The organism is Proteiniborus ethanoligenes (genome assembly GCF_900107485.1).
GTDB lineage: Bacteria > Bacillota > Clostridia > Tissierellales > Proteiniboraceae > Proteiniborus > Proteiniborus ethanoligenes.
In genome coordinates this window covers 41,203-56,742 of the sequence record NZ_FNQE01000016.1, presented here as the reverse complement: position 1 = coordinate 56,742, position 15,540 = coordinate 41,203, and the positions used below count along the sequence as shown (strand labels likewise).

Here is a 15,540-nt window from a genome sequence, read left to right as displayed (position 1 = left end):
ACTACATTATACAATTATTTTTGTGAAATAAAAGGTATACACTAAACATTTCCGCTAAGTGGAATATGTTTTTTCGTATGTATTGTAATCTAGCAAAATGCAAAGCTCCCATCCTTTCTTAATGTACTTAGAAAGAATGGGAGCTAAGTTTAATCCTCCAAAAGAAATCTATATCTTTTATTTTCTCTTATAACCTTAAGATCTTTATCTGACTTTACCATTTCAATAAAATCTGGATAAAGCTCCTTTGCTTTGATTAAGTCAGTAATTGCTATGTCAATATTTTTTAAATTTATATTGCAGCAAGCCCTGTTGTAATATAGAAAGCCTGCATCAGGATTTTTTTCTATTCCTTCCGTAAGTATCCTTATGGCTTCTTTATATTTTTTCTCTTCTATATATATTGCTGAAATATTTAAATAAGCATATGGGTAGCCACTATAGGCTTCTATAGACCTTTTATAATAATCAATTGCCCTTTCAATGTTTCCTAAATGCTTTTGAATTACACCCATATTAAATAAGGATCTGTAATATCCATCTTCTATTTCTATACTTTTTTCAATCATTTCAAATGCTTTTTGGTACTCCTTGATTTCTTCATATATAGAGCCTAGATTATTGTATGCCATATAATCATCTGGTGTTAGTTCAATAACCTTTTTATAATACTCAATGGCTTTTTCTTTGTCTCCTTCTTCGTCATATATATTCCCTGCATAAAAATATGCCCTATCATATTCTGGATCTAACTGAATAGCCTTTAGGTAATTTCTTAGTGCCTTTCCCTTTTCTCCTCTTTCATCGTATATTATAGCAATGCCATAATATGCTCCCGCCTCATTAGGATTTAATCTAAGTATACTATTATATGTTTCAAAGGCCTTTTCCTTAAAGCCAATTTCATCATATAAAAGAGCTATATAAAACAAAATATCTATAGTTTCAAACTCTTCACCCTTAAATTTTAATGCTTTCTTGAAAAATTGTAAGGCCTTTTCCTTATTATCTTCATCAAGAAAATTTTCTGCTAAAATTACATAATTATTTCTGCGATTAATTTTTTTAAGTCTTTGCCTCATCAATATCTACACCTCTTACATTCATTGTCAATAGCTATAGTCTAACATATTTAAGAGTTTATTAATAGGTTCATCATTTTAAAATATTCTATCCAATATTTATATATTAGGAAAAACAATTGTAAACCTGCTGCCCTTTTCCTTTTCACTAGCAACACTTATTTTTCCTCCATGGGCTTCTACTAAGGTTTTAGTTATCGTAAGTCCAATGCCTGCACCACCTGTATCTCTGCTTCTTGACTTGTCACTTCTATAAAACCTTTCAAAAACAAAAGGAATATCTTCTTCATTAATTCCAATACCTGTATCTATTATTTCTAGTATAGTTTTATTACTGTCTTTGTTAAGAGCTACATTGACCCTTCCTTCTGAGTCTGTGAATTTTAAGGCGTTTGAAATGAGATTTATAATTATTTGTCTAACCTTGTCCATGTCTCCTTCAATTATTATATTTTCTTCTATATGTCTTTCTAGCCTTACGCTCTTTATTTGGAACTCATATTCAAAGCTTTCTACTATCCCCTCTAATAGCTCTGATAGATTAAAGCTTTCTATTTCAAGCTCTACTCTATGATTTTCAATATCTGTTATATATTTTAGCTGTTCTACAAGCTTTTTGAGCCTGATAACCTCATCTCTACATATACTTAATCTTTCTTTAGTAGGCTGCCATACACCATCACTAAAGGCTTCAATGTGGCTTAGCAATATAGTCAAAGGTGTTCTTAGCTCATGAGATATGTCTGTAGTTAGTCTTTTTCTCAAAATCTGCTGTTCCTTAAGAGATTGAGCTAAATGGTTAATAGCTTCTGATAGCTCTATTAGCTCCCTAGCATCATTTTTAATCTGGATTTTAGTATCCAAATCCCCTTCTCTAATATTATTAGCAGCATTAGTGATTTTAAGTATAGGCTGTGACATTACTTTTGAGTTGTATAGCCCTAAAATAATAGCTAAAATAATAGATATGATTGATGCATACAGTATAGAGCTGTTTATGCCTTTAGTAAAGTCGACTTCTCTTTGAGATACTATAAAATTTCCAGTATAGCCTATTTCAATAGTGCCTATTCTCTTACCATCAACTATTAGCTCTTGCAATTTAACTGTAGTATTAGAATCACTTATTTTACTATTATCTGCTCCTCTCATTATTCTTTTGCCCATTCTTCCCATCATTTGATTATGCATTCTCATCATACTATTGTCTACATTATTTTCAAAAACAACATTGCCATTTTCATTTATTATCTGAATCATAAAATTATCTATAAGGCTGGAATTACTTATGTTTCTCAAAACCTTGTTTGACCAGCTATTATCTATAGAGTAGGAGTATTCAACCATTTTAACAATATCACTAATTCTGTCAGCATGCTCCTCCTCCATATAGGTGTTAAATTTATTAAATATAGTTAAGTTAGTTATTACAGCTACTAGAACAACAGATAATATGGCTACACTTAGCATTAGTATAATAATTTTAGTTTTAAGCTTTTTCATCCTATTCACCTACAAACTTATATCCTACTCCATAAACAGTATGGATATATTTATTATTTTCGTCCTCTATCTTTTGTCTTATATTTTTAATATGAGTATCTATGGTCCTATCATAGCCTTCATAGTCATAGCCTAATACCTTTTCTATTAACTCTTCTCTGCTAAATACTTTGCTTGGATTTTGCATTAATGTAGCAGCTAACTTAAATTCAGTAGGAGTAAGCTCTCTTTGCACTCCTTTTTTATATAATTCCATTTTATTAATATCCACACTTAAATCTCCATCTTTAAATTCGATTATTTCTGCTTTTATAAAGTCCTTTTCTGTTCTTCTAAATATGGCTTTTATCCTAGCTACGAGCTCTTTTGGACTAAAAGGCTTTACAAGATAATCATCTGCCCCTAGATATAGCCCGGTAACCCTATCTTCCTCTTCTGCCTTAGCTGTCAGCATAAGAATAGGGACTGTAGATTTAACTCTTATTCTTTTACATATCTCCTCGCCTGACAAATCTGGAAGCATTAAATCAAGGACTATAAAATCAATAGATTCTCTGTTAAATATATTCATTGCATCCTGTCCATTATGGGCTGTATATACATTATAATTTTCTTTTTGAAGATAGGCTTTTATTACCTCTGTTATCTGAGCCTCATCATCTACTACAAGTATATTTTTTGTATTGTGCATAATAGAATTCACCTCACTAAATCAAAAATACTACAATGACCAGTATCTTTCAATACTGGTCATTAAAATAAATAGTATTATCTAATTCTTTTCTTCATTTTTTCATATTCCTCGTCGTCAATTTCTCCATTTACATATCTTTCATTTAATATTTCTAGTGCTCTATCTGAATCTCTTGATGTATTATTAAGCCCTTTAATTAGCTTATATATAAGAAATATAACTAAAGCTGCTACTAATACTCTAGATATTCCCATACCTAACATCCAAGGTAAGCCTGCACCACCACCAAAGCCAAATCCCATTCCAAATCCGCGACACATATTATTTCCTCCTTCATATAATTATCTTCCCTCTTTTTTATAATACAAAACAAATTTGAAGAAAATATGAAGATATGAAATAATTTTAGATTTTATTAATAATATTTATTATCCGTTAATACTGAATTTTATTTCATTATATAGGTCCTGGGTTTTTTCACTGTTATTATAGTTTATTATTATATACCCCTTTTTCAGCTTTAAATAAACATAGGGTGGCTTTCCATTATTTATATATAATCTTCCTTTTCCAATGCTTTCAAGACTAAATTTGCCTCTTAATATATTTCCCAAATCAAATCCATTCTGCTTTCTGATAATATTAGGTATAGAATCTAATAATATTACCTCTTTTATATCCTCTAAATAAACTGTAGATGCATACATACCACCAATGCTTATATACTGGTCTTTTATATCAACGCTTGGCGGCTGTGCTCCATATATAAAAGTAAGAGCAACAAAAATAAATATAATCCCAGTTACACCTATTATAGTACCTACGATTAGCTTTGTACTTTTTTTCATACTTCCATCCGGCTCTAAAGCGTTTTTATCATATTTTTGACTATTTATTAATATATAAGGAACAATAATAAATAAAGATAATATAGAAGCTATCATACCTATCTTTATGCCTAAATACTCCAATATACTACCTAGTATAAATATGCCACCCATTACAAACAATGAGTTTCCCATAAATCTGCCTAGTCCTTCGGTATCAACATTTTTCTTTTTCTCTTTAGACATGGTATTATAGCCTGATATAAGCCAATAACATTTAAAGTGTTTAATCAGAATACCTAGTACTATCATTAAGATCCCTACGAAAATTACAATGTACATAATTTTCTCCCCCTTGCTATGCAGATTCTATAATATATATATTATACCATAAGGTGGTTTTTTGTTAAATTGAATACAAGTTTTAAATATATAATCTATCTATTTCTAATTGTTCTCCTAATTTCTCATATTTGTATAAAAGCTCTTAGTTTATTTACAGATTCTTTTAAGGCTTCACTAGTCTTTACCTCTATAACAACAGATATATTGTTAGCCTTAGCAAAACTAAGCCTATCATCTATAGGTATTATTCCAGTATATAGAGGCTGATGATCTGAATTATTATTAAAGTCATGAAGGTGCATATGCTTAATCCTATCCTTAAATCTTAATAAAACAGGCTTCTCGTTAAAATTAGCCTTTGCATCATGTCCTACATCCCAGGTTAAATTGAAGTTATCAAATGAGCTCAACATTTCAAGTGCCCTTTGTATGAAAGGAATGTGAAAATTAGACGTATTTTCAATACATAATATTACACCTAGTGAATTAGCTAAGTTATTTAGTTCAGAATAGGATTCAAATAGCAATTTTCTAAACTCTAATTCATATGTTTCGTTAATCCATTGCCTTTTATAAGGTAATGTGCAATGAATACCATTATTAATATGCATATTAACAATTTTTATATCTGCCAAGCTTGTCCACCTTATTAGTTCTTTTCAGCGTTCTAAATGTCCCTTTCTAATAGAAGGATGAAAGGAAGTTAAATCAATTTCCTCTGGAAGATGAGCTGTGAAGTCAATATGATATTCTTTCTTAATGCTCCTTACTTCCTCATAACTAAAACTTTCAGGCATGAAAATAGGATAATTCATGTTTAATTCAATAAAATCTAGCTCTAGCTCTTTACAGAGCCTTAAATTTTCTTCTAGGTTACTATATTCAATTAAAGCAGGCATTCCTAGCTTCACTGTAAAAAGACCTCCTCTGAATTACAGGATTATAGTCCAACAAATCCTATTTCGTCTAAAGTTATTTTATTTTCTCATTAGAGCAACTCTATAAGGAAATAATTCGGATAGCATTATTCCTTCAGCTACTGCAGGGTCATTTTCCATAATTTGTTTTGCCTCTTCCTCTGAATCTGCTTCTAATACAACAATTCCAAATGTTTTTTCGTCCATATTTAATGTTCTGCCTGCTAAAACAAGCTTCCCTTCATTTAACAATTCCTGTAGGCTGCTAAAATGTCTACTTACGATTTCTTCTTCTTTTTCTGTCCAATTCGCTTCATTTAGTAAGCTTGGTACTAATTTCAATACATAAATGAACTGTTTCTTTTTTTCTGTCATTTCTATAGCCTCCTCATTTTAAGTCATTTGGGTTTCAGAATATATAGTTCAGTTTATCTTCCCATCTATACTGCATATCATAATAATCTTAATACTCTTAAACAAATCCTTTCATCTTAAATATTAATCATGCAGTTTCCCTTCTATGTAAAAATACATACTACTTTTATTAGGTACATTACTATATAAAATATATGCTGCCACTAATCGGCTAGGAGTTTAATAATAAATTTTTAAATGCAATTTCCCATTCTATATACTTTGTTACAGCAAATTTAAAAGTCTCATCGTTTTTTTTAGTGATAACTAGAACATTCTTGCTTATACCTTGCTTCCCTCTAGTAATTTCCTTTATTTCACTTAGAGGGATATCAAACTCATAATCGCCTTTTGTAAGGTTTACCAAAACTCCTATAAGAGCTATTTTGGCGAGACTGTGTTTAGAATAAATAAACCTTTGATTAGTTAATATTCCATAGCCATTTTGAACATTAAACGTACTCTTTACTCGATTAGCAATCCCCTGCATAATAATTTTTTCTTCCATGAAAAGACCCACCTCATATTATATAAGCTTTATTTAAATAATTTTTTAATACGGAACATGCGAAAGACGGTAGTCTTTCCTACAATGTGTTAAATAAAACCCTTTTCATAAATATGCTATTAAAGAAATTATAAACTAACATTACAGATATTACAATATAACTAGCTAAACCATATGAAAACGAAGGTCTTATGAAGACTTAGAGTTATAAATAATCTTCAAAAAAAAGACAATAGAAATGTTCGCTCGTAGTCGCAAATATTTCTATTGTCTTTATATCTAATATATTAATTTCGTATTTTAAATATTTGAAAGTATCCCTTGAGCCTTTCTTCTATTTTCTTTAATGTATCTAAGTCATATGAGCTGAATTTTTTTTGCCCTCCTAGAATTGTGTCTCCGTCCTTAAAATTTTGTATGTAGTATCTATTACTGCCTTTTAGATATTCTCCTATTTCTATTATATCCTCATATGTTAGTAGCTCTTTACATACAGTAGTTCTAAACTCATAATCCGTACAAGAGCTTTTTATTAAACTGATACTTTCAAGTATGCTATTTATATCTACATTAGTATTTACTACTTCATAATACTTAGGCAAGGGTGCCTTAATATCCATTGCAATATAATCTACTAGATTGTCGTCTATAAGCCTTTTAAGCACTTTTGGATTGGTTCCATTTGTATCTAGCTTTACTAAATATCCTTTGTCCTTAGCTTTTTTTATAAAATCGTATAATCCTTTATGAAGTGTAGGCTCTCCGCCTGATATACATACTGCATCCAAGAAATTTGCCCTTTTGTCTAGGTACTCAAGAGCAAATTCCTCTGCTATATATTCACCTTCATTATATACAAGGTTAGAATTATGACAGTATGGACATCTGAAGTTGCAGCCACCGGTGAAAAATACTGTGCATATTTTATCTGGATAATCTATGAATGAAGATTTCTGATGTCCTTTAAATTCCATAATTTCACCTCTATATGTTAAAACCATTATTTAAATAGCTTTCTTTACAGTATAATTTTTGTCATTTAAACTTTCTTCAGTATCAAATTCAACTCTGTCCTTATATTCTTCCTTTTTACCCTTGTTCCATGATTGAACAGGCCTGTGGAAGCCTACAACCCTAGTCCATACCTCTGTTTCCTTGCTACATTCTGGACAAGTAAACTGTTCTCCTTTTAAGTATCCATGGTCTGGACAAATGCTATAAGTAGGAGTAATAGTTAAATATGGTATTCTGCTATTTTCAAAGGCTCTTTTTAATAAAAGCTTAACAGTTTCAGGACTGTCAATCTCTTCTCCAATAAATCCATGTAATACTGTGCCACCAGTATATAGTGTTTGAAGCTTATCTTGATGTTCAATAGCTTCAAATATATCCTTAGTATGGTCTACTGGAAGCTGTGTAGAGTTTGTATAATATGGCTCATCTCCACCTTGAGTATATATTTTAGGATACATTCTCTTATCCATCCTTGCAAATCTATAGGCAGCACCTTCTGCTGGTGAAGCTTCCAGATTCCAAAGGCTTCCTGTTTCCTCTTGGAATATTTGAATTACTCTGTTCATGAATTCCATTATGTCTATCGCAAATTCTTTTCCTTCTTCTGTGGTTATATCCTTTCCAAGTAAATTGACACAAGCCTCATTCATACCATTTAAGCCTATGGTGCTAAAATGATTTTTAAAATATTCTCCTTCAGCATCCTTTATAGCTTGAAGATAAAACTTAGAATAAGGATATAGACCTACATCCATATATCTCTCAAGAACCTTACGTTTTGTTTCACATATTTCCTTTGATATTTCCATTAGCTCTCTTACTCTTCTTTTAAACTCCTCAACTGATTTTGCTGTATAGCCAATACGTCCCATATTTAAAGTAACCACATTTATAGAGCCAGTAAGAGGATTAGCACCAAATAAGCCTCCACCTCTTCTTCTTAGCTCACGGTTATCAAGTCTAAGTCTACAGCACATGCTCCTTACATCTTCAGGATCTAAATCACTATTTACAAAGTTTGCAAAATATGGAGTACCAAATTTCCTTGTCATTTCCATAATGGAATTAGCTACCTCTGAATCCCATGGAAAATCCTTTGTAATATTTATTGTAGGTATGGGAAAGCTAAAGCTTCTGCCTGCACCATCACCCTCCATCATAACCTCACAATAAGCCTTATTAAACATATCCATTTCTTTTTGGAATTCTCCATAGGTTTTATCCATTCTCTTGCCACCAATGATAACCTCCATGTTTTTTAACATAGGGTGTGGCGTAATATCTAATGTTATATTTGTAAAAGGTGTTTGAAAGCCAACTCTCGTAGGTATATTTAAATTAAATACAAAGCTTTGAACTGCCTTTTTTACATCATCATAATCTAAGCCATCATAATATATAAATGGAGCCACATATGTATCTAATGAGCTAACTGCCTGAGCTCCTGCTGCTTCACCTTGCAATGTATACAACCAGTTAACAATCTGTCCTAAAAAAGATTGAAGATGCTTAGCAGGTGAAGACTCTATCTTTCCACTTGCCCCTTTAAAGCCTTCATTTAGCAATGCCTCAAGATCCCAACCACAACAATAAGGAGCTAAAAGCCCTAAATCATGAATATGTAAATCACCTTTTATATGAGGGTCTCTTAATTCTTTTCTGTATATTTTATTTAGCCAATATTTTTTTGTAATAGATTCTACAATATGATTGTTAAGACCCTGTAAGCTAAAGCCCATATTTGCATTTTCATTGATTCGCCAATCATCTAATGACACATATTCGTCAACTAATGTCTCCGCATCCATAAAGAGATTTTTAGTATCTCTCAATTCTTCATGCTTTCTTCTATATAATATATAGGCCTTTGCAGTCTTAGCATGACCTTCTTCTATTAAAACCTTCTCTACTATATCCTGTATATCTTCTACAGTAGGTATGCTTGCTCCAAATGCTTCTGTTACTATATTAACAACCATATTAGCCAATTTCTTTGCTATACTTCTATCATCCCCACCAACTGACTTTGCTGCTGCAAATATTGCGTTTTCAATTTTCCCCATATCAAAATCGACAATATCTCCGTTTCTTTTCTGTACCCTAGTTATCATGTCATTTCCCCCTTATATTGTGGTATTGTTGTTAACAATACATATATATTGTGTATTATTGTATTTAATTATAAGGCAAATAATATATGGTTGCAACTAATTTTCGTGTTTATTTATGTATTTTTTACATTTAGGACATAAGGACCAAAAAATAAAACTAAGGCACTGAAACTTTACTTCAGTGCCTTAGTTATTAAAAAGCATTTTTGTCTAAGTAGTATAAAACTAATTTAGCTATTTCTCTAATTCTATCCTCATCTATATTGTCTATAGTATCTCCTGGAGTATGGTATCCATTTTTAAGGTCCATATCAATTAAACATAATGAAGATACTCCCTTAGCACCAAAATGACTATGGTCACTTCCTTGACCTACAGCTTGAATACTTTTAAGTTCAAGGTTTTTAGCATATTGATAAAATTCTCCCTTTAAATCTGCATTAGTTTTATCATAGCTCAATAGGGTAAGTGTGTCTATATGCTTAGAACCTACCATGTCTAAATTAATCATGGCTGTAGTATTCTTCAATGGATATATGGGATTATCCGTATAATGCTGAGAGCCGTATAAGCCCTCTTCCTCTCCATTAAAACCAATGAATAATATGGATTTTTTAGGCTTATATTTTCCTTCTTTTAATACTCTTGCTATTTCCATCATTACCGCAGTACCAGAGGCATTATCTAGCGCTCCTGGATTATATGTTCCGTTTTTGTTGTCTCCCACATGGTCAAAATGTGCCCCTATTATTATGAATTCGTCTTTCAGTGTCTTATGGCTTCCTTCTATTAGTCCAATTACATTAGCAGGCTCTACATTTTCTACTGCATAATCTGCTTTTATGTATATTTCATGTCCTTCTTTTGAATAATCTATTAACTCTTTAAAAGTTGAACTATTGCAGCTGAAAAGCAAGGGTCTGTCTTCATAAAATTTAACTGCTGGATTAGCATTGGGTCCTACTACAAAACTACCATAGGTCTTATTTATGTCCACTTCTGTGATTATTCCACCAACACTACTATCTTTTAGCAAAATACTAGTAAGAAGATTCGTGTTACCCTCACGAGCTAACATACTTTCTGAAATCAATAGGATTTTCCCTGTGTATTTCTTCGAATAATCAAAAAACTTCTCTGTGCTTTGGACAAACAAAGCTTCTCCTTTTGCTTCACCTTTTATACTAAAAGAACTGGAATATGTATTAACTGTAAAATCTTTTATGTACTCATATTTTTTTACGGTCTCTCCACTACTAGTTACAACCTCTAATTCAGGAGCACTATAAGTAAACCTTACTTTTTGTTTATAATGCTGTAAATAATTTTCAAGGGCATCTGGATTTTTAAGACCTATTTTTTTAAAATAATTTGCTATATAATTAGTAGCAAGTTCATTTCCCTTTGTTCCTGCAAGTCTTCCCTTGTATTCCTCCGAAGTAAGCTCTTCAATTGTCTGCATAATATTTTTTGAATTAATATGCTTTTCTTTAATATTTTGAAAGCCTGTAGTTTGTTCTTGAACACTTCCTCTAACATTAGCTAAAGAACAACCACCAAGTATTAAAGAGATAATTAATGTTATAAAGATAAATATAGTTAATCTCTTTTTAATTTTCAAGACTATAACACCTCGTATATGTTATATTATATACACAAAAAGATAACTATATATCAATGTATATCCTTTTCTATAGGTAATTCAATATTCACATTAAAGCTATGGTCTTTATCTTCAATTCTTAATGCTCCTTTGTACTCATTTACTATTCTTTGTATGTTATTTAAACCATATCCATGGTTTTCCTTATCATCTTTTGTAGTATATCTTTCTCCTAAGGCTTCTGAATGGATTGATGATATGTTCGATTTTGAATTGTATACAGTGATAACTAAATAATTTTCCTTAGTAAACATTTTAAACTCAATATACGGGTCATTTATATTAGGTTGTAAGCATGCCTCTATTGCATTGTCTAAAAGATTTCCTATAACTACAGATAAATCTATATAGTCAAGGGCTATATCATCAGGCAATTGAACCTCTAAATCCAACTTAATTTTTTCTCTCAATATCTTGTCCCTTTTTACATTAATAAGAGCAGTAATAGCAGGATGTCCAACATCAATTATTTTGTTAATAAAAGAAATATCTTCCGATAGATTTAAAATATATTTTTCAGCTTCTTCTTTTTTGTCTAAAAGAATCAAACCATATAATGTGCTCATATAGTTATTGAACTCATGTCTCTGAGCACGAATATTTAACAATATGTCCTCCATGCTTTTGATATAGAAATTTTGATTTTCATATTCTTTTATTTTTAGCTTCATTAGCTCCTCTTGCTGTTCCTGTTTAATTATTTTTTTTGTAAATATATAGATTAGCCAATTGAATACAATAGTGCATAATGTAAGTATAGATAAAATTATGTAATCCATATAAGAATTAATTTCCACGTATTTAAAAACAATAAACGCAACATACATAATTATTAAATTGAATAAAAGAATAAAAACCATTGGTGAATTCTTCCTGTTTTGAGCATAAGAATATATTTTTCTTTTATTAACCCAATACCTTGTAATCAGAATAAAGCTCCCCTTTCCAATAATTATCCCTAAAATTCTATAAATATTAAGTTCTAGAATAACAGATGGTGGTATTTGAAAAATATATGTAATGAGGTTAACTGTAATTAATTCTAAAATAAACATTATGACTACACCTATAATTAACATAGCTGAAACAATCAAAAATCTTTTTTTGAAAATTAGAGAAAACATAATATTGGTAACTAAAAGAATTAATATAAATCCTATAAAATTTGCTAATCCAAGAATACTATTAACAATAGTACCAAAAGCTATAACTATTATTAACCCAGTAATTATATTTTTTTTATTAGTTTTTTCTTCTGCAAAGGAAGCCTTTAGAAAAAAGAACATCATACATACATCAATAATGTTAGTAAAAAAGTTAACTATTACTATCAATTTAATCACCCTGTAATTATTTAAATCTCTTGCATTCTAAAACATATAGTATCTTATTCTATATTTAATGCAAATTACCTTCTAATTGTTTTAAGCATTAAAAAGAGACGGTATAGGTTAATATAAAAGAACCGTCTCTATAAAGTGCAGGTTATTTAGTTTTTAATACCCTCATTGAATTCAAAACTGCTAATAATGCTACTCCTACATCTGCAAATACAGCTTCCCACATGGTAGCTACTCCAAAGGCACCTAAAATTAGGACTATACCTTTGACTCCTAAAGCTAAAATAATATTTTGAAGAACTATTTTTTTTGTTTTTCTGGCTATGGATATTGCCTCTGATAGCTTTGAAGGCTCATCAGTCATCAGTACCACATCTGCTGCTTCTATAGCAGCATCTGAGCCTAGTCCCCCCATAGCAACCCCTATATCTGCCATTGCTAAAACTGGAGCATCATTTATTCCATCACCTACAAATACTAGCTTGCCTTTTTCTGATTTTGTTTCTTTTATTCTTTCAAGTACATTGACCTTGTCCTCAGGTAATAGCTCTGAATAGTATTCGTCAAGACGAAGCTCCTCTGAAACCTGTTTAGCTACATTGTCTAAATCTCCCGTTAGCATAATAAGCTTTTTAATTCCTTGTTTTTTTAGTGCTTTAATAGCTTTTGCTGAATCTTCCTTTATTATATCGGAAATAGTTATGCTTCCTGCAAACTTCTTATCTATGCTAATATATACTATGGTTCCTGAACTATCCAATTGGGAAGCTGCTACTCCTTCTCTATGAAGCAATTTAATGTTTCCTGCCAACACTTCCTTGCCTTCTATATTAGCTTTTATACCATGACCTGAGATTTCCTCATAGCTGTTAATTAAGCCTTCATCAACTTCACCATTATACTCTTCTATAATAGACTTAGCAATTGGATGATTTGAGTGTATCTCTGCCATTGCTGCCAGCCTTAAAACCTCACTCCTAGTAAAGCCTTCTGCTACATTTATTTCTCTTACCTTAAATACTCCTTGAGTAAGGGTACCAGTCTTATCAAATACAACTGTATCTACTCCATTTAATGCCTCTAGGTAATTGCCTCCTTTTACTAATATCCCTGACTTAGATGCACCACCTATTCCACCGAAAAATCCTAGTGGAATAGAAATAACTAATGCACATGGACAGGATATTACTAAAAATATTAATGCACGATATAGCCAATCTGCAAAAGCTTCACCTGTAACTATTGGAGGAATTATAGCTACTAATGCTGCTCCAATAACTACTAGTGGAGTATAAAACCTTGCAAACTTTGTAATAAAGTTTTCTGTAGGAGCTTTTTTGTTGCTTGCATTTTGAACTAAATCTAAAATTCTAGATACTGTAGATTCACCAAACTCTTTTTTTACTTCTATATTTAAAAGTCCGTTTGTATTTACAAATCCACTTAATATTGTATCCCCAGCCTTCACTCTTCTGGGAACAGATTCGCCTGTAAGAGCTGAGGTTTCTACCATGGATTCCCCTTCTAGAATTATTCCATCTAGAGGTACTCTCTCTCCAGGCTTCACCACTATAGTGTTTCCTACTTTAATCAGCTCTGGCTTTGTCACAACTAAGCCTTCTTCTGTCTTTAAATTTGCATAATCAGGTCTAATATTTAATAGTGATTTGATAGATTTTCTTGAACGCTCCACAGCAATATCTTGGAAAAGCTCACCTATTTGGTAAAACAGCATTACTGCTACTCCTTCAGGATATTCTTTTATAGCAAAAGCTCCTATAGTTGCAATAGCCATTAAAAAGTTTTCATCAAATACTTGACCCCTCATTATATTCCTAGCTGCTCTAAGCAAAACATCTCCGCCTATTAAAAAATAGCTAAATATATACAAAGGCAGCTGAATATACTGATTTTGTTTTAAAATAACTCCTCCTAAAAACAATAATGCCCCTAGGGCTATCCTCACATTTTTTTTGTTTAATAAACTGTGACTTCCTTCTCCATGGCTATGTCCATGTGAATGGTCATGACCTGAACAGCACTCATCCTTAATAGGATGATTATGCCTTCCAAGCTCTTCATAGTAATTCTTTGTTTTTACAATAACATCTGGCTCTAATGTATTCACTATTTTTTTTATCTTATCTAATATAGCTTCAAATCCTAGACTATCTTCATATTCTATAGATAGTACCTTAGTTGCAAAGCTAAAGCTTGCACTCTTAATCTCCTTCATAGTATTTACCTTGTTTTCAATCTTTGCAGCACAGCTTGCACAGTTTAAACCATCTAAAATGATATCTTTCTTAATCATGCTCCTAGCCCCCTTATTATGAAATTTATTATTAGTCCGAATACATATGAATAGTTGTTCATATGTTCACTCAGTTAAAGTATACTATTTCTAAATATAATTGTCAATTAGGCAAATAGATTATGAAAAAAACTTAATAAAAAAGAAGCATTGATAAATGCTCCTTATATTATACTGGCCTTAAACATATTATTAACTATATATGAATGTGTTACAAAGGCTGATGATACACCTAGTATAACACCTACTATTACATCCGAAGGATAATGAACGGCTAAGTAAATTCTAGAAATTCCTACTAGGGTTGCTAATGCTATGAAAATAAACATAAACTGCGGTAAATAAAAAGAAAATATTGTAGCCATTGAAAAGCTTGCCGTTGTATGCCCTGATGGGAAAGAGTAATCCTTTAATACTATATCAAAGGTCTTAATATTTTCTAATATATTGTAAGGTCTTTCTCTAGACATGGTTCTCTTAAGTATTTGAACGAAAACCTGACTAAAGGATAGAGAGGCTAGTAGCTCAAAGCCTAAGGGTCTAGATTTCCCTATATTAAGCACTATTAACACAAGAGGCATGATACCAGAAAAAATTAATCCTCCTAATTCAGTTATTCGAGGCATGATAAAGTCTAGTATTTTGCAGCTTATTTTTGTATTAAATACATGAAAAATTCTATTGTCACCAAAGATAAGAAATCTTTTTAAATGCTTCATTTGGCATCTTCCTTCTATATTATTAAATCATTAAATACTATTATAGTCAGCATTAGACATTTTGTAAAATACTTTTTTGATTTTTGCAG

General features: G+C 31.1%; 15 protein-coding genes. All 15 read right to left on the bottom strand.

The window, feature by feature from the left end; genetic code table 11:
- Positions 1-149 precede the first annotated feature (149 nt).
- Positions 150-1,082, bottom strand: coding sequence for a tetratricopeptide repeat protein (locus tag BLV37_RS07990; protein ID WP_091729747.1), 933 nt, complete (start codon positions 1,080-1,082; stop codon positions 150-152).
- Positions 1,083-1,181: 99 nt separating this feature from the next.
- Positions 1,182-2,585 (bottom strand): sensor histidine kinase, encoded by a 1,404-nt coding sequence (locus BLV37_RS07985; RefSeq protein WP_091729744.1) that lies wholly within the window; start codon positions 2,583-2,585, stop codon positions 1,182-1,184.
- Position 2,586: 1 nt separating this feature from the next.
- Entirely contained in the window at positions 2,587-3,276 is a 690-nt protein-coding gene (locus tag BLV37_RS07980; protein ID WP_091729741.1) for a response regulator transcription factor, read from the bottom strand.
- Positions 3,277-3,353: 77 nt separating this feature from the next.
- The gene (locus tag BLV37_RS07975; protein ID WP_091729739.1) at positions 3,354-3,599 is read right to left on the bottom strand and encodes an SHOCT domain-containing protein; all 246 of its coding nucleotides are present in this window, start codon (positions 3,597-3,599) and stop codon (positions 3,354-3,356) included.
- A gap of 108 nt (positions 3,600-3,707) precedes the next feature.
- Entirely contained in the window at positions 3,708-4,448 is a 741-nt protein-coding gene (locus tag BLV37_RS07970; RefSeq protein ID WP_091729737.1) for a DUF3784 domain-containing protein, read from the bottom strand.
- Between the two features lie 125 nt (positions 4,449-4,573).
- A complete protein-coding gene (locus BLV37_RS07965) occupies positions 4,574-5,086 on the bottom strand; it encodes a sugar phosphate isomerase/epimerase family protein (protein WP_091729735.1) in 513 nt (170 codons plus the stop codon).
- Positions 5,087-5,110: 24 nt separating this feature from the next.
- Complete coding sequence (locus tag BLV37_RS07960; RefSeq protein WP_091729732.1) at positions 5,111-5,362, bottom strand: apurinic/apyrimidinic endonuclease family protein; 252 nt, start codon at positions 5,360-5,362, stop codon at positions 5,111-5,113.
- A gap of 66 nt (positions 5,363-5,428) precedes the next feature.
- Complete coding sequence (locus BLV37_RS07955; protein WP_091729730.1) at positions 5,429-5,743, bottom strand: YciI family protein; 315 nt, start codon at positions 5,741-5,743, stop codon at positions 5,429-5,431.
- Positions 5,744-5,954: 211 nt separating this feature from the next.
- A complete protein-coding gene (locus tag BLV37_RS07950; RefSeq protein WP_091729727.1) occupies positions 5,955-6,290 on the bottom strand; it encodes a PH domain-containing protein in 336 nt (111 codons plus the stop codon).
- A 287-nt stretch (positions 6,291-6,577) separates the two neighbouring features.
- Positions 6,578-7,264, bottom strand: a complete 687-nt coding sequence (locus tag BLV37_RS07945; protein WP_091729724.1) for an anaerobic ribonucleoside-triphosphate reductase activating protein — start codon at positions 7,262-7,264, stop codon at positions 6,578-6,580.
- Positions 7,265-7,294: 30 nt separating this feature from the next.
- A complete protein-coding gene (locus tag BLV37_RS07940) occupies positions 7,295-9,415 on the bottom strand; it encodes a ribonucleoside triphosphate reductase (protein ID WP_091729722.1) in 2,121 nt (706 codons plus the stop codon).
- Positions 9,416-9,608: 193 nt separating this feature from the next.
- Entirely contained in the window at positions 9,609-11,036 is a 1,428-nt protein-coding gene (locus tag BLV37_RS07935) for a M28 family metallopeptidase (RefSeq protein WP_091729719.1), read from the bottom strand.
- Positions 11,037-11,089: 53 nt separating this feature from the next.
- Entirely contained in the window at positions 11,090-12,412 is a 1,323-nt protein-coding gene (locus BLV37_RS07930; RefSeq protein WP_091729716.1) for a sensor histidine kinase, read from the bottom strand.
- Between the two features lie 151 nt (positions 12,413-12,563).
- Positions 12,564-14,732: a heavy metal translocating P-type ATPase gene (locus tag BLV37_RS07925; protein ID WP_091729713.1), complete on the bottom strand. Its 2,169-nt coding sequence runs from the start codon at positions 14,730-14,732 to the stop codon at positions 12,564-12,566.
- A 164-nt stretch (positions 14,733-14,896) separates the two neighbouring features.
- Complete coding sequence (locus BLV37_RS07920; protein WP_091729710.1) at positions 14,897-15,451, bottom strand: phosphatase PAP2 family protein; 555 nt, start codon at positions 15,449-15,451, stop codon at positions 14,897-14,899.
- Between the last annotated feature and the right edge of the window lie 89 nt (positions 15,452-15,540).